This window comes from Enterobacter sp. KB-221C9, assembly GCF_041320715.1.
GTDB classification, from domain to species: Bacteria; Pseudomonadota; Gammaproteobacteria; order Enterobacterales; family Enterobacteriaceae; genus Enterobacter; species Enterobacter asburiae_D.
The window spans coordinates 83,915-106,204 of the sequence record NZ_JBGIWG010000010.1 but is presented as its reverse complement, the minus strand read 5'-3'; the positions used below and the strand labels follow the sequence as shown (position 1 = coordinate 106,204).

General features: G+C 56.7%; 27 protein-coding genes. 15 read left to right on the top strand and 12 right to left on the bottom strand.

From position 1 onward, the window contains the following. Positions 1 to 45: 45 nt before the first annotated feature. The 3 genes from AB8846_RS15880 to AB8846_RS15870 form a co-directional block, all read right to left on the bottom strand. Positions 46 to 660 carry a TetR/AcrR family transcriptional regulator gene (locus AB8846_RS15880; RefSeq protein ID WP_063145706.1) on the bottom strand — a complete coding sequence of 205 codons (615 nt, stop codon included), beginning with the start codon at positions 658 to 660 and terminating at the stop codon, positions 46 to 48. A gap of 306 nt (positions 661 to 966) precedes the next feature. Beyond that, complete coding sequence (locus AB8846_RS15875; protein WP_063145707.1) at positions 967 to 1,281, bottom strand: PTS sugar transporter subunit IIB; 315 nt, start codon at positions 1,279 to 1,281, stop codon at positions 967 to 969. Positions 1,282 to 1,365: 84 nt separating this feature from the next. Then, on the bottom strand, positions 1,366 to 1,833 hold the full coding sequence (locus tag AB8846_RS15870) for a DUF1348 family protein (protein ID WP_370733125.1): 468 nt from the start codon (positions 1,831 to 1,833) through the stop codon (positions 1,366 to 1,368). A 103-nt stretch (positions 1,834 to 1,936) separates the two neighbouring features. Between AB8846_RS15870 and AB8846_RS15865 the strand changes: the two genes are divergently transcribed. Next, positions 1,937 to 2,515, top strand: coding sequence for a TetR/AcrR family transcriptional regulator (locus AB8846_RS15865; RefSeq protein ID WP_370733124.1), 579 nt, complete (start codon positions 1,937 to 1,939; stop codon positions 2,513 to 2,515). A 51-nt stretch (positions 2,516 to 2,566) separates the two neighbouring features. On the opposite strand, the gene AB8846_RS15860 is transcribed toward AB8846_RS15865, so the two are convergent. Then, complete coding sequence (locus AB8846_RS15860; RefSeq protein ID WP_370733123.1) at positions 2,567 to 3,346, bottom strand: SDR family oxidoreductase; 780 nt, start codon at positions 3,344 to 3,346, stop codon at positions 2,567 to 2,569. Positions 3,347 to 3,436: 90 nt separating this feature from the next. On the opposite strand from AB8846_RS15860, the gene AB8846_RS15855 reads away from it, so the two are divergent. The 3 genes from AB8846_RS15855 to AB8846_RS15845 all read left to right on the top strand — a co-directional run bounded on the left by AB8846_RS15855 (position 3,437) and on the right by AB8846_RS15845 (position 4,780). After that, a complete protein-coding gene (locus AB8846_RS15855; RefSeq protein ID WP_063145711.1) occupies positions 3,437 to 3,775 on the top strand; it encodes a helix-turn-helix domain-containing protein in 339 nt (112 codons plus the stop codon). 69 nt (positions 3,776 to 3,844) lie between these two features. Further along, on the top strand, positions 3,845 to 4,249 hold the full coding sequence (locus AB8846_RS15850) for a VOC family protein (protein ID WP_331412368.1): 405 nt from the start codon (positions 3,845 to 3,847) through the stop codon (positions 4,247 to 4,249). Between the two features lie 18 nt (positions 4,250 to 4,267). Then, positions 4,268 to 4,780 carry an N-acetyltransferase family protein gene (locus AB8846_RS15845; RefSeq protein WP_370733122.1) on the top strand — a complete coding sequence of 171 codons (513 nt, stop codon included), beginning with the start codon at positions 4,268 to 4,270 and terminating at the stop codon, positions 4,778 to 4,780. On the opposite strand, the gene AB8846_RS15840 is transcribed toward AB8846_RS15845, so the two are convergent. Further along, positions 4,761 to 5,543 carry a hypothetical protein gene (locus AB8846_RS15840; RefSeq protein WP_370733121.1) on the bottom strand — a complete coding sequence of 261 codons (783 nt, stop codon included), beginning with the start codon at positions 5,541 to 5,543 and terminating at the stop codon, positions 4,761 to 4,763. The two genes, AB8846_RS15845 and AB8846_RS15840, sit on opposite strands and share 20 nt — an antisense overlap. Position 5,544: 1 nt before the next feature. Continuing rightward, entirely contained in the window at positions 5,545 to 5,751 is a 207-nt protein-coding gene (locus AB8846_RS15835; RefSeq protein ID WP_370733120.1) for a hypothetical protein, read from the bottom strand. Between the two features lie 248 nt (positions 5,752 to 5,999). On the opposite strand from AB8846_RS15835, the gene AB8846_RS15830 reads away from it, so the two are divergent. The 8 genes from AB8846_RS15830 to AB8846_RS15795 are packed head-to-tail and all read left to right on the top strand — an operon-like array spanning position 6,000 to position 11,877. Then, positions 6,000 to 6,434 carry a nuclear transport factor 2 family protein gene (locus tag AB8846_RS15830; RefSeq protein ID WP_370733119.1) on the top strand — a complete coding sequence of 145 codons (435 nt, stop codon included), beginning with the start codon at positions 6,000 to 6,002 and terminating at the stop codon, positions 6,432 to 6,434. Beyond that, positions 6,431 to 7,150 carry an SDR family NAD(P)-dependent oxidoreductase gene (locus AB8846_RS15825; protein ID WP_331412363.1) on the top strand — a complete coding sequence of 240 codons (720 nt, stop codon included), beginning with the start codon at positions 6,431 to 6,433 and terminating at the stop codon, positions 7,148 to 7,150. The genes AB8846_RS15830 and AB8846_RS15825 overlap by 4 nt, the downstream gene beginning before the upstream one ends. Then, positions 7,147 to 8,406, top strand: coding sequence for an NAD(P)/FAD-dependent oxidoreductase (locus AB8846_RS15820; RefSeq protein WP_370733118.1), 1,260 nt, complete (start codon positions 7,147 to 7,149; stop codon positions 8,404 to 8,406). The genes AB8846_RS15825 and AB8846_RS15820 overlap by 4 nt, the downstream gene beginning before the upstream one ends. Position 8,407: 1 nt before the next feature. Beyond that, positions 8,408 to 9,130, top strand: coding sequence for a DUF1365 domain-containing protein (locus tag AB8846_RS15815; RefSeq protein WP_370733117.1), 723 nt, complete (start codon positions 8,408 to 8,410; stop codon positions 9,128 to 9,130). Then, on the top strand, positions 9,127 to 10,347 hold the full coding sequence (locus AB8846_RS15810) for a class I SAM-dependent methyltransferase (RefSeq protein WP_370733116.1): 1,221 nt from the start codon (positions 9,127 to 9,129) through the stop codon (positions 10,345 to 10,347). The genes AB8846_RS15815 and AB8846_RS15810 overlap by 4 nt, the downstream gene beginning before the upstream one ends. After that, positions 10,344 to 10,829: a DUF2878 domain-containing protein gene (locus AB8846_RS15805; protein ID WP_370733115.1), complete on the top strand. Its 486-nt coding sequence runs from the start codon at positions 10,344 to 10,346 to the stop codon at positions 10,827 to 10,829. Before AB8846_RS15810 ends, AB8846_RS15805 begins: the two co-directional genes overlap by 4 nt. Further along, positions 10,826 to 11,347, top strand: a complete 522-nt coding sequence (locus tag AB8846_RS15800) for a hypothetical protein (protein WP_370733114.1) — start codon at positions 10,826 to 10,828, stop codon at positions 11,345 to 11,347. The genes AB8846_RS15805 and AB8846_RS15800 overlap by 4 nt, the downstream gene beginning before the upstream one ends. Then, positions 11,344 to 11,877 carry a DUF3833 domain-containing protein gene (locus AB8846_RS15795; RefSeq protein WP_370733113.1) on the top strand — a complete coding sequence of 178 codons (534 nt, stop codon included), beginning with the start codon at positions 11,344 to 11,346 and terminating at the stop codon, positions 11,875 to 11,877. Before AB8846_RS15800 ends, AB8846_RS15795 begins: the two co-directional genes overlap by 4 nt. On the opposite strand, the gene AB8846_RS15790 is transcribed toward AB8846_RS15795, so the two are convergent. Together AB8846_RS15790 and AB8846_RS15785 are read right to left on the bottom strand one after the other, a co-directional pair. Then, positions 11,874 to 12,332: a DMT family transporter gene (locus AB8846_RS15790; protein ID WP_370733112.1), complete on the bottom strand. Its 459-nt coding sequence runs from the start codon at positions 12,330 to 12,332 to the stop codon at positions 11,874 to 11,876. The genes AB8846_RS15795 and AB8846_RS15790 overlap by 4 nt on opposite strands. 4 nt (positions 12,333 to 12,336) lie before the next feature. Continuing rightward, positions 12,337 to 12,771, bottom strand: coding sequence for a DMT family transporter (locus AB8846_RS15785; protein ID WP_063145723.1), 435 nt, complete (start codon positions 12,769 to 12,771; stop codon positions 12,337 to 12,339). A 95-nt stretch (positions 12,772 to 12,866) separates the two neighbouring features. Between AB8846_RS15785 and AB8846_RS15780 the strand changes: the two genes are divergently transcribed. Further along, complete coding sequence (locus tag AB8846_RS15780; RefSeq protein WP_370733111.1) at positions 12,867 to 13,799, top strand: LysR substrate-binding domain-containing protein; 933 nt, start codon at positions 12,867 to 12,869, stop codon at positions 13,797 to 13,799. Positions 13,800 to 13,803: 4 nt separating this feature from the next. Here the strand turns inward: AB8846_RS15780 and AB8846_RS15775 are convergent, their stop codons facing one another. Further along, positions 13,804 to 14,832, bottom strand: a complete 1,029-nt coding sequence (locus tag AB8846_RS15775) for a methionine synthase (RefSeq protein WP_063145725.1) — start codon at positions 14,830 to 14,832, stop codon at positions 13,804 to 13,806. A 23-nt stretch (positions 14,833 to 14,855) separates the two neighbouring features. After that, positions 14,856 to 15,830 (bottom strand): DUF1852 domain-containing protein, encoded by a 975-nt coding sequence (locus AB8846_RS15770; RefSeq protein ID WP_370733110.1) that lies wholly within the window; start codon positions 15,828 to 15,830, stop codon positions 14,856 to 14,858. Positions 15,831 to 16,183: 353 nt separating this feature from the next. Here AB8846_RS15770 and AB8846_RS15765 point away from each other — a divergent pair, with 353 nt between their 5' ends. After that, positions 16,184 to 16,723, top strand: coding sequence for a DUF2058 domain-containing protein (locus tag AB8846_RS15765; protein WP_370733109.1), 540 nt, complete (start codon positions 16,184 to 16,186; stop codon positions 16,721 to 16,723). 7 nt (positions 16,724 to 16,730) lie between these two features. On the opposite strand, the gene AB8846_RS15760 is transcribed toward AB8846_RS15765, so the two are convergent. Further along, on the bottom strand, positions 16,731 to 17,417 hold the full coding sequence (locus AB8846_RS15760) for an RluA family pseudouridine synthase (RefSeq protein ID WP_370733108.1): 687 nt from the start codon (positions 17,415 to 17,417) through the stop codon (positions 16,731 to 16,733). A gap of 90 nt (positions 17,418 to 17,507) precedes the next feature. Continuing rightward, entirely contained in the window at positions 17,508 to 18,113 is a 606-nt protein-coding gene (azoR, locus tag AB8846_RS15755; protein WP_080327161.1) for an FMN-dependent NADH-azoreductase, read from the bottom strand. Between the two features lie 205 nt (positions 18,114 to 18,318). Between azoR and hrpA the strand changes: the two genes are divergently transcribed. Continuing rightward, complete coding sequence (gene hrpA / locus AB8846_RS15750) at positions 18,319 to 22,221, top strand: ATP-dependent RNA helicase HrpA (protein WP_370733107.1); 3,903 nt, start codon at positions 18,319 to 18,321, stop codon at positions 22,219 to 22,221. Positions 22,222 to 22,290: the final 69 nt, after the last annotated feature.

Here is a 22,290-nt window from a genome sequence, read left to right as displayed (position 1 = left end):
ATCCGCATTCTCTGACTAGTGACCAAAAATGTCAATGGTCACAAATTAGGGGGCCAGGCTTCTTAAAATCATTGATGAGAGAAGCACCGCCGCGGTGGGAGCCATTTCGAGGTTGTACTGCAGCTGAACGGGGTTAATGTAAGGACACATCACCATATGGATAGCCTGTGTAACCTCATCCAGCGGCGTTTTTCTCTCAAACTCTCCGGCCTGCCTGCCTTCGATGATGATGCTCTCAATCAGCTTCATCAGGCTTTCTGAATACCGTTCTGTCGACGGCCACTGCTCGCGTGCGGCGACGGCGGCAATGTCGTAAAGCTTACGGTCGTGGAAAAACAGCTCGCTCCCCGCTTCGGTGAGCGCCTTGAAAAGACGGCGTAATCTTTCGCTTGCTGACGGGGCATCCTTGATGGCGGAAAGCACCGCCGCCATGATCAGCTCCAGGCGGTTAGCGCAGATCACCTCGCCGATGGCCTGTTTGGAATCGAAAAACTTATAAATGTAGGACTTTGAAAAACCGATGGATTTAGCCAGTTCGGCGACGGTGGTTTTTTCATAGCCGTAGTGACCGAAGTGCTCAAAAGCGGCTTCGACGATTTGCTCTCTGACAGCGTGGTCAAGGGGACCACGTGCGGATGGGGGGTTCATATTTTTAGTCATTATTTAAGCTTAGCGTGACGGGCTACGATTAACAACGAGTGACCATTTCGTACTTTGGTTACCGCCATTTATCATGAGCCCTTCAGACGGGACGATCAACCAGGTGGGGTAAGTGTATCACTGTTTTTCGTGCACTATGGCATCTATCTGTCTGCGATAAGCGAGGATTTCAGCGCAACTCCCTTGCGCTGAACCGAGCCGTTTTGCTTAAGCCGAGCGTGGACGCAATATGATCAGAATGTCGGGGAAAGCCGCGTTTTGATCGGCGGGTGAGTGGAGGCCGCAAAACCGATGCGGCCTTATCTATCAGGCAGCCAGTTCAGGCATCTGCTCCTTCACGAAACTCAACACTTTCTTCGCGTCCAGGGACGCATAGGGCAGGCTCTCAATAATAGCGATCGAACGCGTATTACCCACCGTTTCTTTTATCTCATCGAGTTTGTACTGAATGTGCGGCGCGATAAGAAAACCGTCGAAAGCAGGGGCGACGCTGGCGAAGTTATCCAGCCCAACGGCGCTAATCATCAGCGGATAGCCTTCATGTTCTGCCAGGGACTGCATTTTTTTGGCAAGAGAGTTTGCGGTATTACCGAACAAACAACATATCAGAAGCTTTTTCATATTTTGTTCCTCCTGAAAACCGCTCCTAGCGTAGTCCTGAGGTTGTCACCGAAATGCGCGCTATCTCTTATTTTGGTGACAAAACTATAACCCCAGATCGCTCAGTGAAGGATGATCGTCCGGGCGTCTGCCCAGCGGCCAGTGGAACAGTCGCTCAGAGGCTTTTATCGGCATATCGTTTACGCAGGCAAAGCGGCGCTTCATCAGTCCGTCCGGCTCAAACTCCCAGTTTTCATTGCCGTAAGAGCGGAACCAGTTGCCGGAATCATCATGCCATTCATAGGCATAGCGCACCGCAATGCGGTTATCCGTAAACGCCCAGAGCTCTTTAATCAGACGATAGTCCAGCTCTTTTTTCCATTTCCGCTCCAGAAACGCCTGCGCCTCTTCACGGTTGGTGGCGAACTCGGCGCGGTTGCGCCACTGGGTATCCAGCGTATAGGCCAGCGCGACTTTCGCCGGGTCGCGGCTGTTCCATCCATCTTCTGCCAGTCTGACTTTTTCGATGGCGCTTTCACGGGTGAAGGGCGGTAAAGGAGGACGTGCGTTCATTGCGATTACCTCTGCGTTATATGATGTAGACAGGTCTGTCTACATGCGGTAATCTATGCCTGTAAAATAACGCTGTCAACATCCGTTTTGAGGCTACCAAAAAGTGAAAACAGAACCTGAAGGCAACGATACAAAAATCAGCGTCAGAGATAAGATATTATTTACGGCGCACGATCTGTTTTATTCCACAGGCTTCAGGGCGACGGGCGTGGATACGCTGATTAAAGTGTCGAAAGTCACCAAGGTGACTTTCTATCGCCATTTTCCGAGCAAAAGTTTACTTATTCTCGCCTATTTGCACTATCGGCATGAAATATGGATTGACTGGTTTGAGTCCACGCTGCATCGGCATCTCGTCGAAGGTAAAGTACCTTCTGATGCGATACCTGCAACGCTTTACGAATGGTTTATTTCGCCCGAGTTTCACGGCTGCGCGTTTATTAATGCCAGCGCAGAGGCAAAATCGGAAGATATTGAAAGCGAAATAAAAGCGATATGCCGCAATCATAAAGGCGAAACAAAGAAAATTATTGCATCGCTGACGAAGATCGCGGATGCGCGCGTCGTCAATGAAATCATGCTGCTCATCGACGGCGCAATTATTCATGCACAAATGGGCATGGATTCAGAAACGGTCATAAATGTGTTAAAAACGGGCGTAGAGAGGCTGACCTGTCGGTGATATTCCCCTGTGATGAATCAGCCCTGGCGCCGGGCCGATTAAGCACCCGCGTTACACTGTCGGAATGGTGCCGCCATCAATCACAAATTCAGTACCTGTGATACTTGCAGCATGCGATGAAGCGAGGAAGACGATGAGGTTGGCCACCTCAATCGGCCTGGCTGGGCGTCCGAGCGGTATTCCGCCTAACGCCTTCATAATGATCTGTTTGCCGCCTTCGTAGTCTGTTCCTGCCTGCTTTGCCAGCCTCTCCGCCAGTGCAACCGCAGCTTCAGTTTCGATCCAGCCGGGTGCAACGCGCACCACCCGAACCCCCTTCGGCGAGACTTCCTTTGAAAGACTTTTACTGTAGGTTGAGAGGGCTGCTTTAGCCGCCGCATAACCCGTTGTTGATTCCGGTAACGGCAGTTCGCGTTGAATAGACGTCACGTGAATAATCACCCCGTTTCCCTGCGCGAGCATTCCGGGAAGCAGGGCGCGATCTAAGCGTACTGCAGGCAACAAATTAAGATTGAGCTCCTGCTGCCACTCCTCCTCGCCAAGCGCAGCAAAACCGCCACCGGGTGAGGTTGAACCGCCTGCAACATGGATAATTACGTCGACACCTCCCATCTGTTCCTGAACCGCGGATGCGACTGAGGCACATCCAGCGACGGTAGTAAGTTCAGCGGCTACGAAAATATCCGCGATATTTACGTCCGGCTCGTGGCGCGCCGTGGTAAATACCGTTGCGTCGAGTTGTTTTAAAAGTCCCACGACTGCTTTTCCGAGCCCTTTTGTGCCAGCGGTAACAAGCACGCGTTTGCCTTTAAAATTAATGTCTAATGACATGGCCTTTCACTCCCGTTATTTACAGTACAGGTATATTCAACATAGACTGATAAATTGACAAGTACGCACGAAAAAGTGAGTTACTAAATTATGAGTAAGTTATATAGTCCCGAATCTGCTGCAAGCGGCGTGGAGCAAGTATTACGGCTGCTGGAAGGCCGCTGGAAATTAATTATTCTTTTTCATCTTTTCGACGGGAAAGTGCAGCGCTACTCTGATTTCGAAAAACTGATCCCCGGTATTTCCCAGAAGATGCTGGCGCAGCAACTTCGACAACTCGAGTCCGACGGTATCGTTTCGCGGATGGTCTACCCTCAGGTGCCACCAAAAGTGGAATATCGACTCACCGAATGGGGGCAGGCACTATGCCCGGCGCTTGATGCCATGCTGAAATGGGCAGAAAAACGTGAGGCTTACGCAAGCCTGTAAACCCGGCGGCCAGCATGCTTCAATGGGATGGCGTTATCCGTCACCCATTTATGCAAAGGAAACGAAAAAATGAGAACACAGAAAAGATGCCTGGGCTGTGTGGCCATTGTGGTTGATGACTACGATCGTGCCATTGAATACTACACAGACAAGCTGGGTTTTACCCTCGTAGAAGATACCCCTCAACCGGGTAAACGCTGGGTGGTCGTCTCACCCAATCCGGAAAGCGACTGCAATATTTTGCTGGCTCGTGCATCTAACGAGAGGCAGGAAAGCTTTATCGGCAATCAATGCGGCGGCAGAGTTTTTCTGTTCCTTCAGACGGATGATTTTTGGCGCGATTATCATGCAATGAAAGACAAAGGCGTTCATTTCTGCGAAGAACCTCGTGAGGAAGAGTACGGTACGGTGGTGGTGTTTGAAGATATTTACGGCAACCGCTGGGACCTTTATCAAAATGCCCAACGCGGGTGATTACCAGGGATACTTTTCATGACTCTTCGAATTCGACAGGCCACTGCGGCCGATTCAGCGCTCTTAAGCGAGCTGGGATACCGCATCTATCCCGCCCATTTTCAGCATCTGTGGGTGTCAGAGGCCGAGATGAAGGATTTTCTGCACGGCGAGTACGCGCTTTCTGTAGTTGAACAGAGCCTGAAAGATAACGCTGTTTCCTGGTATGTTGCAGAGACCGCTCAGCCAGTGGGATTCATGAAAGTGACATGGGAAGCCAGGATCCCGGAAACGGACAAGAAGGGCGTTCTCCTCAACAAGCTCTACCTCGATCCCGCCGAGACCAGCAAGAACTATGGTCAGGTGATGTTCAACAACATCACCGACATGGCCCGGAACCTGGGGAAAGACTATCTCTGGCTGGAGGTGCTTGAGCAGAACGCGGGCGCGTACCGGTTCTACCAGAAGCAGGGCATGCTCTGCGTTAAGAACGTCCTTTTCGAAACCGCTTCACAGCAGAGCATAATCAGGATTATGGGGATGCCTCTTTAGAATGCGCGTCATGCTGTGCCAGCGACAGCGCGCTGGCGCTGGCGGGATCGAACAGTGAGATGCTTTCGATCTGATTGAGTAAAATCACCTTCCGGAATGACATGGCGCTGCGGGGTTCAGAGTCGAGCGTGATGTCATGCTCTGCATACCACTTGCTGTAATTATTCTCGATGCGAAAGTTCATCGTCTTCGCGTCTCTGTACCCGCTTAACATCGGGATCAGCACGATATTGGCCGTTTTTTCATATTCCAGCGTCGCGGTGTGGATCATGCCGACGTAAATCCGCCTGGAACGGAGCGTAACCTGCGCCAGCTCGCCTTGCTCCATACACTGGTACAGCAGTTGTTCGATACCGCTCGACTGCGCCAGACGTTTGTAGAGCTTTTTCCGGCTTTCACCGTCCAGCCTGGCGCTGCCTGCCCAGTTAGAGCGGTAGAGGCAAAACAGGATGGCAAACGCCAGCATCACGACCACCGGCGCCTGAATGCCTAAAAAGCTCCAGTTCATAAAGTCGATTTGCCAGTCGGTATATTTTGGTGAGGCAAAGTGAAAAGCGTTGTTGGCGGCGGACAGGGCGAGCAAGAGTAGCCAGAGCAGACCGGTGGCAATCACGCCCTGCAGAACGAAAATACAGCCGTACAGCGCCACAAGGAAATAGACGTCCCAGCCAAATGAGCGCTTGATTTTAAAGCGGGTCGACAGGTCGCGACTGGTGTACCAGTACCCGCATACCATCAGCACCATAAATATCGCCGTTCCCATATCAGGCCCTCTTCAGCGTGTTGACGTGACGCAGAAAATCCTGCCGCACCTCGTTGCTTTTGTAGTTCACCGAGGCGTTTCCGTCCTGGTCGATAATGATGCGATCGCCATCTTCGACGGCTTCAATGATTTCCTGCTGACTCATCACCTGGAGCAAAGATTCGGGGCTGGAGAAAAGGGAGAAAAAGAAGCGTTTCACGGCAGACATCCTTATGAATAAAAAGGATAAGCCTGGAAGAAGACCGGCAAGTTTGCCTTAAGGATAACCTGAAAGTGAAAGCCGGGCGGCGGCTTCGCCTTACTAGGTCTATAAAACCCACTCTTTTGCATAACTTTAAATCATTGATATATAGCCAAAATAAAAAATAGATCGTCACAAACTTGGACAAATAACGTTAATTGTGTAAGTTTTAATTATGCGATTACGCCACGTTGTTTACAGCCAGGATGTGACCCATGAGCACTTTGCCCTCTGTCGTGAGTCGGTTTGTTGAGTACTACGCCGCACTGGATAGCCAGCCGCCGTCCGCGCTGGTGGGGCTTTACCATTCGAATGCCTCGCTTGTCGATCCGTTTGGCGAGCATGACGGGATTTTCGCGCTTCAGCGCTATTTCACCCATCTGCTGGCCAACGTCGAGCATTGCCGTTTTACCATCGATTCGCCGCTGTGCAGCGGTAGCCGGTTTGTTGTCACCTGGGTAATGCACTGGTCGCACCCGCGCATTGCCGGGGGAGAGCCGCTCGAACTGCCGGGGTGTTCAGTGGTGCACACCGAAAACGATCTCATCACGCACCAGCGCGACTATTACGATGCGGGAGAGATGATCTACGAACATCTTCCTCTGCTTGGCTGGGCGGTGCGCGGCGTGAAGCGGAGGGTCAAATCATGAAGACGGTGCTGATTACCGGCGCAAGCTCGGGCATCGGTGCCGGGCTGGCGAAATCCTATGCCGCTGACGGCTACCACGTGATTGCCTGCGGACGCGATCCGGCGCGTCTTGAAGCGCTGCATCAGACCTGCCCCAATCTCACCGTTCGCCTGTTCGATATGACAGACAGGGACGCCTGTCGCCAGGCGCTGACCGGCAGCTACGCCGATCTGATTATTCTCTGCGCCGGTACCTGCGAATACCTCGAGCAGGGCGTGGTGGATGCGGCGCTGGTGGAGCGGGTTATGGCGACAAATTTCCTCGGCCCGGTGAACTGCCTTGACGCGCTGCAGTCGCAGCTGGCGGCTGGCAACCGCGTGGTGCTGGTGAGTTCCATGGCCCACTGGCTGCCTTTCCCTCGGGCTGAGGCCTACGGCGCGTCCAAAGCGGCGCTGAGCTGGTTTGCCGAGAGCCTGCGGCTGGACTGGGAGCCAAAAGGGATTGCCGTGACGGTTGTCTCCCCGGGCTTTGTTGATACGCCCCTGACGCGCAAAAACGATTTTGCCATGCCGGGCAGGGTGAGCGTCGACGACGCGGTTAGGGCGATCCGTACCGGGCTGGCGGCAGGGAAAATGCATATCGCGTTTCCTGACGGGTTCGGCTTTATTTTGCGGTTGCTCTCCGGGCTGCCCGCGTTTCTTCAGCGCGCGCTGCTGCGCAGGATGGTGCGTTCATGAACATTGCGATTATCGGCAGCGGCATCGCCGGGCTGACCTGCGCCTGGCGCCTGGCCGGACACCATCAGGTGACCCTGTTTGAAGCGGGTGCCACGCCCGGCGGCCATACCGCAACGGTTGACGTGACGACGCCACAGGGCACATACGCGATCGATACCGGGTTTATCGTCTACAACGACCGCACCTATCCGCGCTTTATGGGCCTGCTCAGCGAGCTGGGCATCAGCGGGCAAAAAACGCAGATGAGCTTTTCGGTGCACAACCCGGCGACAGGGCTGGAGTACAACGGACACACTCTGACGTCGCTGTTTGCCCAGCGTCGAAACCTGGTGAATCCGGCATTCTGGCGGCTGCTCGGGGATATCGTCCGCTTCAATCGCCTGGCGAAACAGGCGCTGGACGGGGAGGTGGACCCGAACGCCACGCTGCAGACGTTTCTGGACCAGCACGGCTTCACGCCGTTTTTCGCGCGCCACTACATTCTGCCGATGGGGGCCGCCATCTGGTCATCGTCGCTGCAGGAGATGAAGCGTTTCCCGCTGCCGCTCTTTTTGCGCTTCTTCCACCACCACGGCCTGCTGGATATCACCCAGCGCCCGCAGTGGTACGTGGTGCCGGGCGGCTCGCGGGAGTATATCCGCGCCATGCTCGACAAGCTGGGTGACCGTCTGAATCTGCATCTTAATTCACCGGTGCAGCGCGTGAGCCGCCACGAGCACGGGGTTACCCTTGAGCTTGAAAACGGCAGCCATACCTTCGATCGGGTGATTTTTGCCTGCCACTCCGCCAGCGCGCTGGCGATGCTTGATGACCCAACGCCCGCGGAGCGCGAGGTGCTGGGCGATATCGGCTGGCAGCGCAACGAGGTCGTTTTACACAGCGATCCGCGCTGGCTGCCGGTGCGGCAGCGGGCGTGGGCCAGCTGGAACTATCGCCTGAGCGCTCAGGAACAGGCCAGCGCCTGCGTTACCTACAACATGAACATCCTGCAGGGGCTGCCTGCGGGCAGTCCGCTGTTCTGCGTCACCCTGAATCCGGACGCGCCGGTAGATGAACGTTTCGTTCTGCAACGCTTTGTCTATGAACACCCGCTGTTTAACCCGCAAAGCTGGCGGGCGCAGGCGCGGCGCGGCGAGATCAATGGCCACCAGCGGAGCTGGTACTGCGGGGCCTACTGGTACAACGGTTTTCATGAAGATGGCGTGCGCAGCGCGCTGGACGTGGTCAATGCGATAGCGGCCGGAGAGGGGAACTGAGATGAACAGCTGCCTCTATCACGGCGTCTTACGCCACCGCCGCCTCCAGCCGAAAACCCACGAATTCAGCTACAGCGTCTTTATGGCCTGGCTGGATCTGGATGAACTGCCTCTGCTGTCGTCCGTCGGCGTGCGGCGCAATCGCTTTGCCGCCGCCTCGTTCCACGACGCGGACTATCCGCTCGGCACGCCGCTCAAAGAGAACGTGCTGAGCAGGCTGGAGAGCCTGACCGGAGAACGTCCGAACGGGCGGGTCATGCTCCTGACGCAGCTGCGCTATTTCGGCTTTCATTTCAATCCGGTCAACTTTTACTACTGCTACGACGGGAAGGGAACGCTGCGCTGGGTGCTGGCGGAGGTTCGCAACACGCCGTGGAATGAACGTCATTACTATGCCGTCAACGGACAGGATGCGCAGCCTACCGAAAAAGCGTTTCACGTTTCCCCCTTCAACCCGATGGACATGATCTACCACTGGCGCTTTAACGACCCGGACAACACGCTGCATATGCACATTGAAAATCATCAGGAAGCGAAGGTGTTTGACGCCACGCTCGCGCTGCGTCGGGAGCCTTTGACGCGCCCCGCGATGCGCTCGCTGTTGCTGCGCATCCCGCTCATGACACTGAAAACCTTTTTTGCCATTTACTGGCAGGCGCTGCGCCTGTGGCTCAAGCGCGTGCCGCTGTATAACCACCCCGTCAGCAGGAGTGAACGCTCATGACCGATCCCGTCTTTGCGTTAGAACCCGATATCCCGCGCAACGTCCGCATCGCGCGATGGCTGCTGTTTCGTCTGTTAAGCGGCATCCGCGGCGGCTCGCTCACGCTGCGTGAAGGGGCACAGACCTTTCATTTTGGCGAAGCATCCTCCGCGCTGCATGCCGACGTGCAGATCCTTACGCCCGGCGTCTACTGGCGTGTCTTAACGGGCGGGAGCCTTGCTGCGGCAGAAGCCTGGATGGACGGCGAATGGGAAACCGCGCACCTCACGCCGCTTCTGGAGCTGCTGGCGCTCAACGGCGAGGTTCTCGGTCGTCTGGAAAACGGGTTCCGCCTGCTCGGCAGGCCGCTGGAGCGGATACGCCACTGGACGCGGCGTAACTCCCGCCTGCAGGCGCGCGAAAATATTGCCGCCCATTACGATCTGGGCAATACCTTCTATGCCCATTTTCTGGATAAGGAGCTGCTCTATTCCAGCGCGCTGTTTACCGCAGACGAGCAGGATCTGACGGCGGCTCAGCAGGCCAAAATGGCGCGCCTGTGCGACCAGCTCGCGCTAAGCCCGGGTGACCACCTGCTGGAAATTGGCACCGGCTGGGGCGCGATGGCGGAATACGCCGCCCGTCATTATGGCTGTCGGGTAACGACCACCACGCTGTCGCAGGAGCAATATATCTGGGCGACCGAGCGGATCGCCCGCGCCGGGTTGCAGGATCGCGTTGAGGTCCTGCTCTGCGACTATCGCGACCTCACCGGACAGTACGACAAGCTGGTCTCGATAGAGATGATTGAGGCCGTCGGGCAACGCTATCTGCCGACGTTTTTCCGCACCTGCCAGGCGCGGCTGCGTCCCGGAGGACGGATGGCAATTCAGGCCATCACTATTCAGGACCAGCGCTATCGCGACTACAGCAAAAGCGTCGATTTTATCCAGCGCTACATTTTTCCCGGCGGCTTCTTGCCGAGCATTACGGCGATGAACGAGCTGATGACGCGCCACACCGATTTCGTGGTGCGCAATCTGTTTGACATGGGCCCCGACTACGCCCGCACGCTGGCCCACTGGCGGCAGCGCTTTGTCCACGCCTGGCAGGAGATTGAAAAGCTCGGCTTCGACGAACGGTTCCGCCGCATGTGGCTGTACTACTTCGGCTACTGCGAAGCCGGGTTTAACGCTCGCACCATCAGCGTGGTACAGCTGACCGCCGAGCGCGTATGAGACGTTACGTTCAGGTCTTTCTGCTGGCCGTCGCGTTCGATCTTTACTGGGCGCTGGTGGTGCTCTTTCGCGAACAGGGCCTGATTGTCTGGCTCGCGCTGGCGATCCTGGCGTGCTTGCTCTTGCCGCCTGCATACCGTTTTTACGCCATTGGGCTGGCTGCGGCGGGCAGCCTGCTGGACGCGCTCTGGGCCCTGACCGGGCTGATTGCCTTTACGGGCGAGTCCCTGATGCCGTTATGGATGGTGGCACTGTGGCTGATGTTCGCCACGGTCTGGACGCAGCTGACGCGCACCACCACGCTACCCGGCTGGCTGTTGACCCTGCTGGCCGCCGCGGGGGGGCCGGTGGCTTACCTGTTTGGCGAGCGGCTAGGGGGCATTACGTTTCTGGAGCCAACCTTTATCGTCGTGAGCTGGATGGCGCCGGGCTGGCTGGTGTTGATGCTGTTTTTCCACCTGCTGATGGGGAGACAAAAATGAGATCTGCGGTTTTGCTGCTTTGGCTGACGCTGGTTGTGCCTGTTACCCAGGCTGCCGACTGGCTTGCCTGGCGGAAGGTGGGTGACGCCACGCTCACCTGGGGACCTTTCACCGTCTATACCTCCCAGCTGCGCACCCCGGATGGCCGTTACAGCCGGGACCAGGATCAGGCGCTGATTATTACCTACGCGCGCGACATCGATCGCGATGAACTGGTTGAGGCGACCCGCGACCAGTGGCAGGCGCAGGGGATCCTGGCCCAGGAACCGCAAAGCGAAGCCTGGCTGCGGATGCTCCAGTCCCTGTGGCCGGATGTTCGACCGGGCTCACAGCTGGCGTTTGTTCTCAACGATAGGCAGGGGCAGTTCTGGTACCGCGAGTCGGCTACCCGCAAAACCTTTATTCCACTCGGACCACGCCAGTCGGAAGCGTTCAGCACCCGTTTTCTGGCCATCTGGCTCGATCCCCGCACGCAATATCCTGAGCTGCGTCAGCAGTTAATCGGAGGCCAAAAATGAAACGTATCCTGATGATGGCGCTGGCATTCACGATGCTGCTGGCGGGCTGTAGTACCGAGGTGGCCGAGTATCGCCAGCAGCAGCCGCGGCTGGATATCTTCCACTACTTCCAGGGCAAAACCGAAGCGTGGGGGATGGTGCAGGATCGCAGCGGCAAGCAGATCCGCCGTTTCCACGTTGAGATTGCCGGGGACGTTATCGGCGATACGCTGACGCTCAATGAACACTTTGTTTACGACGACGGCGAGAAGCAGCAGCGGGTCTGGCATATTCGCCGCGTGGGGAACGATCGCTACGAGGGAACGGCAGGGGATATTGAAGGGGTTGCCACGGGACAGGCCGCAGGCAACGCCTTTAACTGGCATTACAGCATGAACGTGACGGCCAACGGCAGCACCTGGCTACTGAACTTCGACGACTGGATGTACCTGCAGGATGAGACCCATCTGTTTAACAAAACCGAGATGAAGAAGCTGGGCGTTACCGTCGCTACGGTAACGCTGTTCTTTACCCGTAAGACCTCAGCTTAGTCGCGGACGCTGCTGGTTTTGCTGCTGGAGTAGATGAAGTACAGGGCAATCCCCAGGCACACCACCGCCCCCAGACGGCTCGTCGAGAACGGAATGGCCGCATTCCCCAGCCAGCCAAAGCTGTCAATCAGCATACTCATGGCGAGCTGGCCAAATATCACCGCCACCGTGGCGACGGCGGTGCCGATGCGCTGCACTGCCACGACCATGATCACAATGTAGGGCACGCCGAACATCGCCCCGAGGAGCTGCCATTTCGGCACGTCCAGCAGCGTGACCGCTTGCTTAGGCTCAAAGAAGAAAATGAGCAGGGCGGTCACCAGGGCGCCGACGGAAAACGTCAGAAACGCGCTCTTGAAAACGCCCACGCTGCTGCCGAGCTGTCCGTTAATTGCTGCCTGTATGCTCAGCGTTGCGCCGCCACACACGGCCAGAAGAATCATAATCAGTGTCATACGTTTACCCCTGTGCCACCAAAACCAGTGCGGCAATAATAAAAACCAGCGCCACGATGCGTTTCGCGTTTATCTTCCTGTGCGGCGTACCCAGCAGACCAAAGTGATCGATGATCAGGCTTTTAAACACCTGACCTGCCAGAATGCCAATCATGGTCATCGCGATGCCGATAGCGGGGGTCGCAACGGTCAAAATGACCACGTAGACTGGGCCAAGCACGCCGCCGAGCAGCTGCCAGCCGGGCTGTGCGAAAAACGACGGGCTGTTACGCGGGCTGAAAAACAGCATCAGCAGAAACGTCAGCGCGGCGCCGACGCCGAAGATGCTGAACGTTGCCCATAAGTCACCCACTTCGCCGCCCAGCGGCCCCAGCAGTCCCGCCTCGACGGAGAGGCCCATCCCGCCGACAATCACCAGTAAAATCAACACAAACTGCATTACGCTTCCTCCGTTTTCAGGCGAAGAAGATTACGTCGGCAGCTTCGTGAGAAAAATGCCATAATGCTGGAAACACCTTTGCAGGATATGCATTAATGGTCGACGCCAGCAACATCAACGTCCGCGCGCTGCTGATCTTTATTGACGTGTATGAAGCGCAGAACTTCTCCGTCGTGGCGCGGCGGCAGGGGATATCGGCCTCGCAGATATCGCGCGTGATCCACCAGCTTGAGGATGCGCTCGGCCAACAGCTTTTCTACCGCAATACGCGGGCCGTCATCCCGACGGAAAGCGGTCATCTGTTTATTCGCTATGCCCGGTCGATGGCGGAAAATCTGGAAGAGGCGCGACGGGAGCTGGACGCGCGTGCGGTGGAGCCTTCCGGCGCGATCCGCATTAACGGACCGGTGTTTTTTGGTCAGAAGCATATTGCGCCCGGCCTTCCCGGCCTGTCGGAACGCTATCCGCGCCTCAGCGTAGAGCTGACGCTGACCGATGATTTTATCGACCCCCATCGGGATGCCGCCGACGTGATCTTTCGGATTGGCGTGCTGACGGACTCCTCGTTTCATGCGCGGGTGTTCGGGCAGCAGGTTTATCATCTGGCCGCGTCGCCAGGCTACGTGCGTAAGAACGGTATGCCTGACGTGCCGTACGACCTGAACCGCCATCGCACGCTGGTCTATCGCGGATCGTCAGGGCCTAACCGCTGGCTGTTTCGCAGGAAGGGCGAGGCGTGGATACACTACCCCGTTACGCCATTGATGACCTCCAATAATGCGGAGGCGTTACTGGCTGCGGCGCTGGGGGGGATGGGGATCGTGCTGTTCCCGGACTGGCTGGTGAGCGAGCAGCTCCAGCGCGGCGAGCTGATTCCGCTCCTTCCTTCGCTGGAGTGCGCCATCAATACGGAACAGCAGGCTATTGCGGCGATCTATCCTGATGCCCGACATCCGCCCCTGAACGTCAGGGCGGTGATTGATTATTACGTCGAGCACTTTGGTACGCCGCCGTACTGGCAAACGTAAGAGATTACGCGCCGAGCTCCTTGCGGATAATCTCTGCGCCCGCGCTGAGCGCCTTCAGCTTACCGTTAGCAACCTGACGCGAAAGCGGAGCCATGCCGCAGTTGGTTGACGGGTAAAGCTTGTCCGCATCGACAAACTGCAGCGCTTTACGCAGCGTATCGGCGACTTCCTCCGGCGTTTCAACGGTGTTGGTTGCCACGTCAATCGCACCGACCATCACTTTCTTGCCGCGGATCAGCTCCAGCAGATCCATCGGCACGCGGGAGTTGTGGCATTCCAGGGAGATGATGTCGATGTTAGACGTCTGCAGCTTAGGGAAAGCCTCTTCATACTGTCGCCACTCTGAGCCGAGCGTCTTTTTCCAGTCCGTATTGGCCTTGATGCCATAGCCGTAGCAGATGTGTACTGCGGTTTCGCACTTCAGCCCTTCAACGGCGCGTTCCAGCGCGGCGATCCCCCAGTCGTTCACCTCGTCAAAAAAGACGTTAAATGCCGGTTCATCAAACTGGATAATATCGACGCCTGCGGCCTCTAACTCACGCGCTTCCTGATTGAGGATTTTGGCGAATTCCCAGGCCAGCTTTTCGCGGCTTTTATAGTGCGCGTCGTAAAGGGTGTCGATCATGGTCATCGGCCCGGGCAGGGCCCATTTGATTGGCTTGTCCGTGAGCTGGCGCAGGTACTTCGCATCGTCCACGAATACCGGTTTCTGACGCGCAACGGCTGAAACCACGGTCGGCACGCTGGCGTCATAGCGGTTACGAATGCGCACCGTCTGGCGATTTTCAAAATCCACGCCGCTCAGGTGTTCAATAAAGGTGGTAACGAAGTGCTGGCGGGTCTGTTCACCGTCGCTGACAATATCGATTCCCGCGCGGATCTGCTCATCCAGAGACAGGCGCAGCGCATCCTGTTTACCCGCCAGTAATTCATCATCCTGGAGTTTCCACGGAGACCACAGCGTTTCAGGTTGTGCCAGCCAGGTTGGCTTAGGGAGGCTGCCAGCCGTAGACGTCGGGAGCAATGTTTTCATAATAAAAGACCTTTTTTAATGAATTAAAGCGCGTAGTTATCAGACCACTGCTCAAGAATATGTTGGTAAGGCTTAATGAAGTACGCTTCGGTAAAGCGGCCCTGTTCAACCGCCAGCTGGCTTCGCTCTTCCCGGTCATAAACAATTTTGGTTAAGGAGTGATCCTGCTGGTTCAGATCCGGTCGGTAGCACAGTCCCGCCGCCGAGTTTGCGTTATAAATTTCCGGGCGATAGATTTTCTGGAACGTCTCCATCGTGCTGATGGTGGCAATCAGTTCCAGATCGGTGTAATCACTCAGCAAATCCCCGGTAAAGAAGAATGCGAAAGGCGCCACGCTGTTTTCCGGCATGAAATAGCGAACCTGCAGGCCCATCTTCGCGAAGTACTGTTCCGTTAGCGACTCGCCATCCGGCTGATACTCAATGCCCAGCACGGGGTGCTGGTTACCGGTGCGGCGGTAGGTGTCTTTGCTGGAGACGCTCAGGCAGATCACCGGTCCCTTTCTGAAGTTCTCTTTGTATTCCGGCGAATTCACAAAGTGGCGGAAAATATTGCCGTGCAGTTCGCCAAACTTTTCCGGAATGCTGAAGTGTTGCTGGTTCTTGTTGTGTTCCAGCAGCAGCACGCTGAAATCATAATCCCGCACGTAAGAAGAGAAGTTATTCCCGACGATGCCAGGGATACGCAGGTTATTTTTTTTGTCGACAATATACGTTTGCAATATCTCAATGGCCGGGAACGGTTTTTCCGCGCCAATGTTCAAATCGACAGAGATGATTTCAAGCTCAACCGCGTAGCGATCGGCGTTTGGGTTATCCCAGCGCGCTATGGCGTTAAAGCGGTTGTTGATCATCACCAGCGTATTGCGCAGGTTTTCCTGACGTTTTTCACCGCGCGCCAGGTTGGCAAAGTTGGTGGTCGTACGCGTATTTTCTGACGGGTTGTAATTCTCATCGAAGCAACTGCGCTTAAGGGTATATGTGAAAGCTTTGCTCATTGTGGTTATGCATCCTAAGTTCATGTTGCTAAGAAGTTACTGATGCATAATTTATGCCTGAGCCCGCGGCGCAGGGGAAGTGACTTAATTTCAATGCAACATGAGCGAAGTTCATGAAGTGTAATGCTCGAGGTGTCGCTGCCTTCATGCCGGGTGGCGCTGCGCTTACCCGGCCTACGGTTCAGCGTCGTTTGTAGGCCCGTGCAAGCGCAGCGCCGCCGGGCGAAGCTCGCAATATGTCTGTGATATGCACTTTGCCCTCGTCGTTAACCGGCTGCAGGGGAGAGGGATTTTTTATTTCCGTTCAATTCCCGCTATAATCCCCAAAATTTCCAACCGGTTTAGAAACGATCATGACAAAACTCACCTTACAAGAGCAGATGCTGAAAGCGGGCTTAGTCAGCAGCAAGAAAGCGGCGAAAGTGCAGCGCACGGCAAAGAAATCACGCGTTCAGGCGCGCGAGGCTCGGGAAGCGGTAGAAGAGAACAAAAAGGCGCAGATCGAGCGCGACAAGCAGCTGAGCGAGCAGCAGAAGCAGGCCGTGCTGGCGAAAGAGTTTAAGGCACAGGTGAAGCAGCTGATTGAGATGAACCGCATCACCGTGGCGAGAGGCAACATCACCTTTAACTTCACCGACGGTAATCTCATCAAAAAAATCGAGGTCGATAAGCAAACCCAGGCTCAGCTGATCAACGGCCGTCTGGCGATTGCCCGTCTGGTCATTAACGCCAGCGGCGACTGTGAATACGCAATTATTCCGGCGGTAGTGGCCGATAAAATTGCCCAGCGCGATGCCGAGAGCATCGTGTTAAACAGCGCGCTCAGCCAGGAAGAGCAGGACGAAGACGATCCGTACGCGGACTTCAAAATTCCTGACGATTTGATGTGGTAAACCGCATTCAGAACGGGGCGGCGTGACGGGCGTTAACCGGCTCTCCGCTCACGGGATGAATAAAATTCAACTCGCTGGCATGCAGCATGAGCCGGGGCGTTTCCTCAGCCCCCGGCGCGTCAAGACCGCCATACAGATCGCAGCCCAGAATCGGGTGCCCCAGCTGCTGGCAGTGAATACGCAGCTGATGGGTTCGCCCGGTCTCCGGTGTCAGTTTCACCCGCGTTAACGGCACTCCCGTCCCCTGATAAAACCGTTCCACCACCCGATAGCGGGAGCGGGCGGGTTTTCCGCTGATGGCGCAGATCGACATCAGCGGGAACAGCGCCGGATCTTTAGCAATCGGCGCGTCTATCACTCCCTCATCGTTTTCCAGATGTCCGCAAAGCAGGGCGCTGTAGCCTTTCTCCACGCTGCGCTGGCTGAACTGCTGGCACAGCGCGGCGTTGATGGCCTTATTGAGTGCAACCACCATCAGCCCGGACGTGCCGAAATCCAGACGATGTACCAGCGTGCAGCCGGGGAACGTCTGGACCAGACGATAATGGACAGAATCGAGGTTTTGCGGATTTTTGCCCGAGAGGCTGAGCAGGCCGGAAGGCTTATTGATTAGCAGCAGATGTTCATCCTGCCAGAGGATCTCAATGTCGTCGTGACACGGTGGGGCAATAAAAGAATCAATAATCGCAGACATCAGGCCGCCCGGCTGGAGAGTGGGAGCGGATGATAACGAAATGCGGGGGAAAAGAAAAACCCTCCCACCGGGCGGTGAGAGGGCGAAATCTTATGCTGCGACCAGGCTGTCGATCGCGGCTTTCGCATCGGTCTGCGCTTTGGTCGCCACTTCCGGACCGTAAGCGATGCCTTCAGCGAACACGAAGTTCACGTCAGTGATGCCGATGAAGCCCAGGAACAGGCTCAGGTACGGCGCAACCAGGTCGGTTGGGGTATCTTTATGGATACCGCCGCGGCTGGTCAGTACAACCGCACGCTTGCCTTTTACCAGACCTTCAGGGCCGTTCTCGGTGTAACGGAAGGTTACGCCAGCGCGAGCCACCAGGTCGAAGTAGTTCTTCAGCTGGGTAGGGATGTTGAAGTTGTACATTGGGGCGTTGATGACGATAACGTCGTGCGCCTGCAGCTCAGCAATCAGCTCGTCGGACAGGGCCAGCGCTTCCTGCTGACGCGGGCTCAGCGGTGCATCGCTTGGGCGCAGCGCGCCAACCAGCTCGCCATCCAGCACAGGAATTGGGTTTGCAGCCAGGTCACGCACGGTGATTTCGTCAGCAGAATGCTGTTCACGCCACTGTTCAACGAAGTAATCAGACAGCTGACCAGACTGAGAGTACCCTGCCAGAATACTGGATTTCAAAACTAATACTTTGCTCATGGGTGATTCCTGTTGTTGCATTTGATTGAAGGGGGTTGCCCCGTTGCTTGTTGACACTCTATTCACAATCCTGCCACAGAGATAGCGCAATATATCGAAGCCTATGTTCGAATTTTTTGAATAAGGCGCTAAAGGCGTCAATGTGGTACTCTATAGCAATCATTAAAAAGAGAGTTTATCAGGGCGTGTACTGCCCTTTAACGCTATGACAGAACAACAAAAATTAACCTTCCCGATGCTCCTGCAACAGCTTGATTCTCTGATGCTGCGCGATAAACAGCGCTTTGCCCGCCGTCTTCACGGCGTGAAGAAGGTTAAAAATCCTGATGCACAACAGGCCATTTACCAGGAGATGGCGAAAGAGATTGAACAGGCGGCAGGGAAAGTTGTGCTGCGTGAAGCCGCGCGTCCGGCGATTACCTACCCGGAAAACCTGCCCGTCAGCCAGAAAAAACAGGACATCCTCGAGGCCGTACGCGACCACCAGGTGGTGATTGTCGCGGGTGAAACCGGTTCGGGGAAAACCACCCAGCTGCCGAAAATCTGTATGGAGCTGGGGCGCGGGTTAAAAGGGCTGATTGGCCACACCCAGCCGCGTCGACTGGCGGCACGTACCGTGGCGAACCGTATTGCCGAAGAGCTGCAAACGGAGCCGGGCGGCTGCATTGGTTACAAGGTGCGATTTAGCGACCACGTTAGCGATAACACCATGGTCAAGCTGATGACCGACGGTATTCTGCTGGCGGAAATCCAGCAGGATCGCCTGCTGATGCAGTACGACACCATCATCATTGACGAAGCGCACGAGCGTAGCCTGAACATCGACTTCCTGCTCGGCTACCTGAAAGAGCTGCTGCCGCGTCGCCCGGATCTGAAAATCATCATCACCTCCGCGACCATCGACCCGGAACGCTTCTCGAAGCATTTCAACAATGCGCCGATTATCGAGGTGTCAGGGCGCACGTATCCGGTTGAAGTGCGCTATCGCCCGATTGTGGAAGAGGCGGATGATACCGAGCGCGACCAGCTTCAGGCCATCTTCGATGCCGTTGACGAGCTGGGCAACGAAAGCGCGGGCGACATTCTGATCTTCATGAGCGGCGAGCGCGAAATCCGCGATACCGCCGACGCGCTCAGCAAGCGCGACCTGCGCCACACCGAAATCCTGCCGCTTTACGCGCGCCTGTCAAACAGCGAGCAAAACCGCGTCTTCCAGCCGCACGGCGGGCGTCGCATCGTGCTGGCGACCAACGTGGCGGAAACTTCGCTGACCGTACCGGGGATTAAATACGTTATCGACCCGGGCACGGCGCGCATCAGCCGCTACAGCTACCGCACCAAGGTCCAGCGGCTGCCGATTGAGCCAGTCTCCCAGGCATCCGCTAACCAGCGTAAAGGCCGCTGCGGCCGCGTGTCGGAAGGGATCTGTATTCGTCTCTATTCCGAAGATGATTTCCTGTCGCGCCCGGAATTTACCGACCCGGAAATTCTGCGCACCAACCTGGCGTCCGTTATCCTGCAGATGACCGCCCTGGGGCTGGGCGACATCGCGGCGTTCCCGTTCGTCGAAGCGCCGGACAAACGCAACATTCAGGACGGCGTACGTCTGCTGGAAGAGCTCGGCGCGATTACCACCGACGAGCAGGCCACGGTCTACAAGCTGACGCCGCTGGGCCGCCAGCTCAGCCAGCTGCCGGTGGATCCGCGTCTGGCCCGTATGGTGCTGGAAGCGCAAAAGCATGGCTGCGTGCGCGAGGCGATGATCATTACCTCGGCGCTCTCCATTCAGGACCCGCGCGAGCGTCCGATGGACAAACAGCAGGCGTCTGACGAAAAGCACCGTCGCTTCCACGACAAGGAGTCCGATTTCCTCGCCTTCGTAAACCTGTGGAACTATCTCGGCGAGCAGCAGAAAGCGCTCTCCTCGAACCAGTTCCGCCGCCAGTGCCGCGTGGATTTCCTCAACTACCTGCGCGTGCGCGAGTGGCAGGATATCTACACCCAGCTGCGCCAGGTGGTGAAAGAGCTGGGCATTCCGGTTAACAGCGAACCGGCGGAGTACCGCGAAGTGCATATCGCGCTGCTGACCGGCCTGCTGTCCCACATTGGGATGAAGGACGCCGAAAAGCAGGAGTACACCGGCGCGCGCAACGCCCGTTTCTCCATCTTCCCCGGCTCCGGCCTGTTCAAGAAGCCGCCGAAATGGACCATGGTCGCGGAGCTGGTGGAAACCAGCCGCCTGTGGGGGCGCATTGCCGCGCGTATCGATCCGGAATGGGTGGAGCCGGTGGCTCAGCACCTGCTGAAACGCTCATACAGCGAGCCGCACTGGGAGCGCGCGCAGGGCGCGGTAATGGCGACCGAGAAGGTGACCGTTTACGGCCTGCCGGTGGTCGCCGCGCGGAAGGTCAACTACAGCCAGATTGACCCTGCGCTCAGCCGCGAGCTGTTTATCCGCCACGCGCTGGTGGAGGGGGACTGGCAGACGCGCCATGCGTTCTTCCGTGAAAACCTGAAGCTGCGCGCCGAAGTGGAGGAGCTTGAGCACAAGTCCCGCCGCCGCGACATTCTGGTGGACGACGAGGCGCTGTTTGAGTTTTACGACCAGCGCATCAGCCACGATGTTATCTCTGCCCGCCACTTCGACAGCTGGTGGAAAAAGGCCAGCAAAGAGACGCCGGACCTGCTCAACTTCGAAAAGAGCATGCTGATTAAGGAAGGGGCGGAGTCGGTCAGCAAGCTCGACTACCCGAACTTCTGGCATCAGGGCAACCTCAAGCTGCGTCTGACGTATCAGTTTGAACCGGGTGCCGACGCGGATGGCGTGACCGTTCATATTCCGCTGCCGCTGTTAAACCAGGTCGATGAGGGCGGGTTCGAGTGGCAGATCCCCGGCCTGCGCCGCGAGCTGGTGATTGCGCTGATCAAATCCCTGCCGAAACCGGTGCGCCGTAACTTTGTGCCTGCGCCAAACTATGCGGAAGCCTTTTTAGGCCGCGTCACGCCGCTGGAGCTGCCGCTGCTGGACGCGCTGGAGCGTGAATTCCGACGCATGACCGGCACCACCATCGACCGCGATGACTGGAACTGGGATCAGGTGCCCGATCACCTGAAAATCAGCTTCCGCGTGGTGGATGATAAAAACAAAAAGCTGCTGGAAGGGCGTTCGCTGAGCGAGCTGAAAGAAGCGCTGAAAGGGAAAGTTCAGGAGACGCTTTCTGCGGTGGCGGACGACGGTATTGAGCAGAGCGGGCTGCATATCTGGAGCTTTGGTCAGCTTCCGGAAAGCTACGAACAGAAGCGCGGTAACTATAAGGTCAAAGCCTGGCCTGCGCTGGTGGACGAGCGCGACAGCGTGGCGATCAAACTGTTCGATAACCCGTTGGAACAGCAGCAGATGATGTGGCGCGGGCTGCGTCGCCTGCTGCTGCTCAACATCCCGTCGCCGATTAAGTATCTGCACGAGAAGCTGCCGAACAAAGCCAAGCTGGGGCTGTACTTTAACCCGTACGGCAAGGTGCTGGATCTGATCGACGACTGTATCTCCTGCGGCGTGGACAAGCTGATACACGAGGCGGGCGGTCCGGTCTGGACGGAAGAGGGCTTTGCCCAGCTTCATGAAAAGGTGCGCGCGGAGCTGAACGACACCGTGGTGGAGATTGCCAAACAGGTCGAGCAGATCCTCACCGCCGTGTTCAATATCAACAAGCGCCTGAAGGGGCGCGTGGATATGACCATGGCGCTGGGGCTGTCGGACGTGAAGGCGCAGATGGCGGGGCTGGTCTATCGCGGCTTTGTCACCGGCAACGGCTTTAAGCGTCTGGGCGATACGCTGCGCTACCTGCAGGCAATCGAAAAACGTCTGGAAAAAATGGCTATCGACCCACACCGCGATCGCGCGCAGATGCTGAAAGTGGAAAGCGTGCAGCAGGCGTGGCAGCAGTGGCTCAACAAGCTGCCGCCAGCGCGCCGCGACGATGAAGACGTGCAGGCGATCCGCTGGATGATCGAGGAGCTGCGCGTCAGCTTCTTTGCCCAGCAGCTCGGTACGCCGTATCCGATTTCGGATAAGCGTATTCTGCAGGCGATGGAGCAGATTTCCGGTTAAAACCTTTGCCCGGTGGCGCTGCGCTTACCGGGCCTACGGGAGAATATGTAGGCCGGGTAAGGCGTAGCC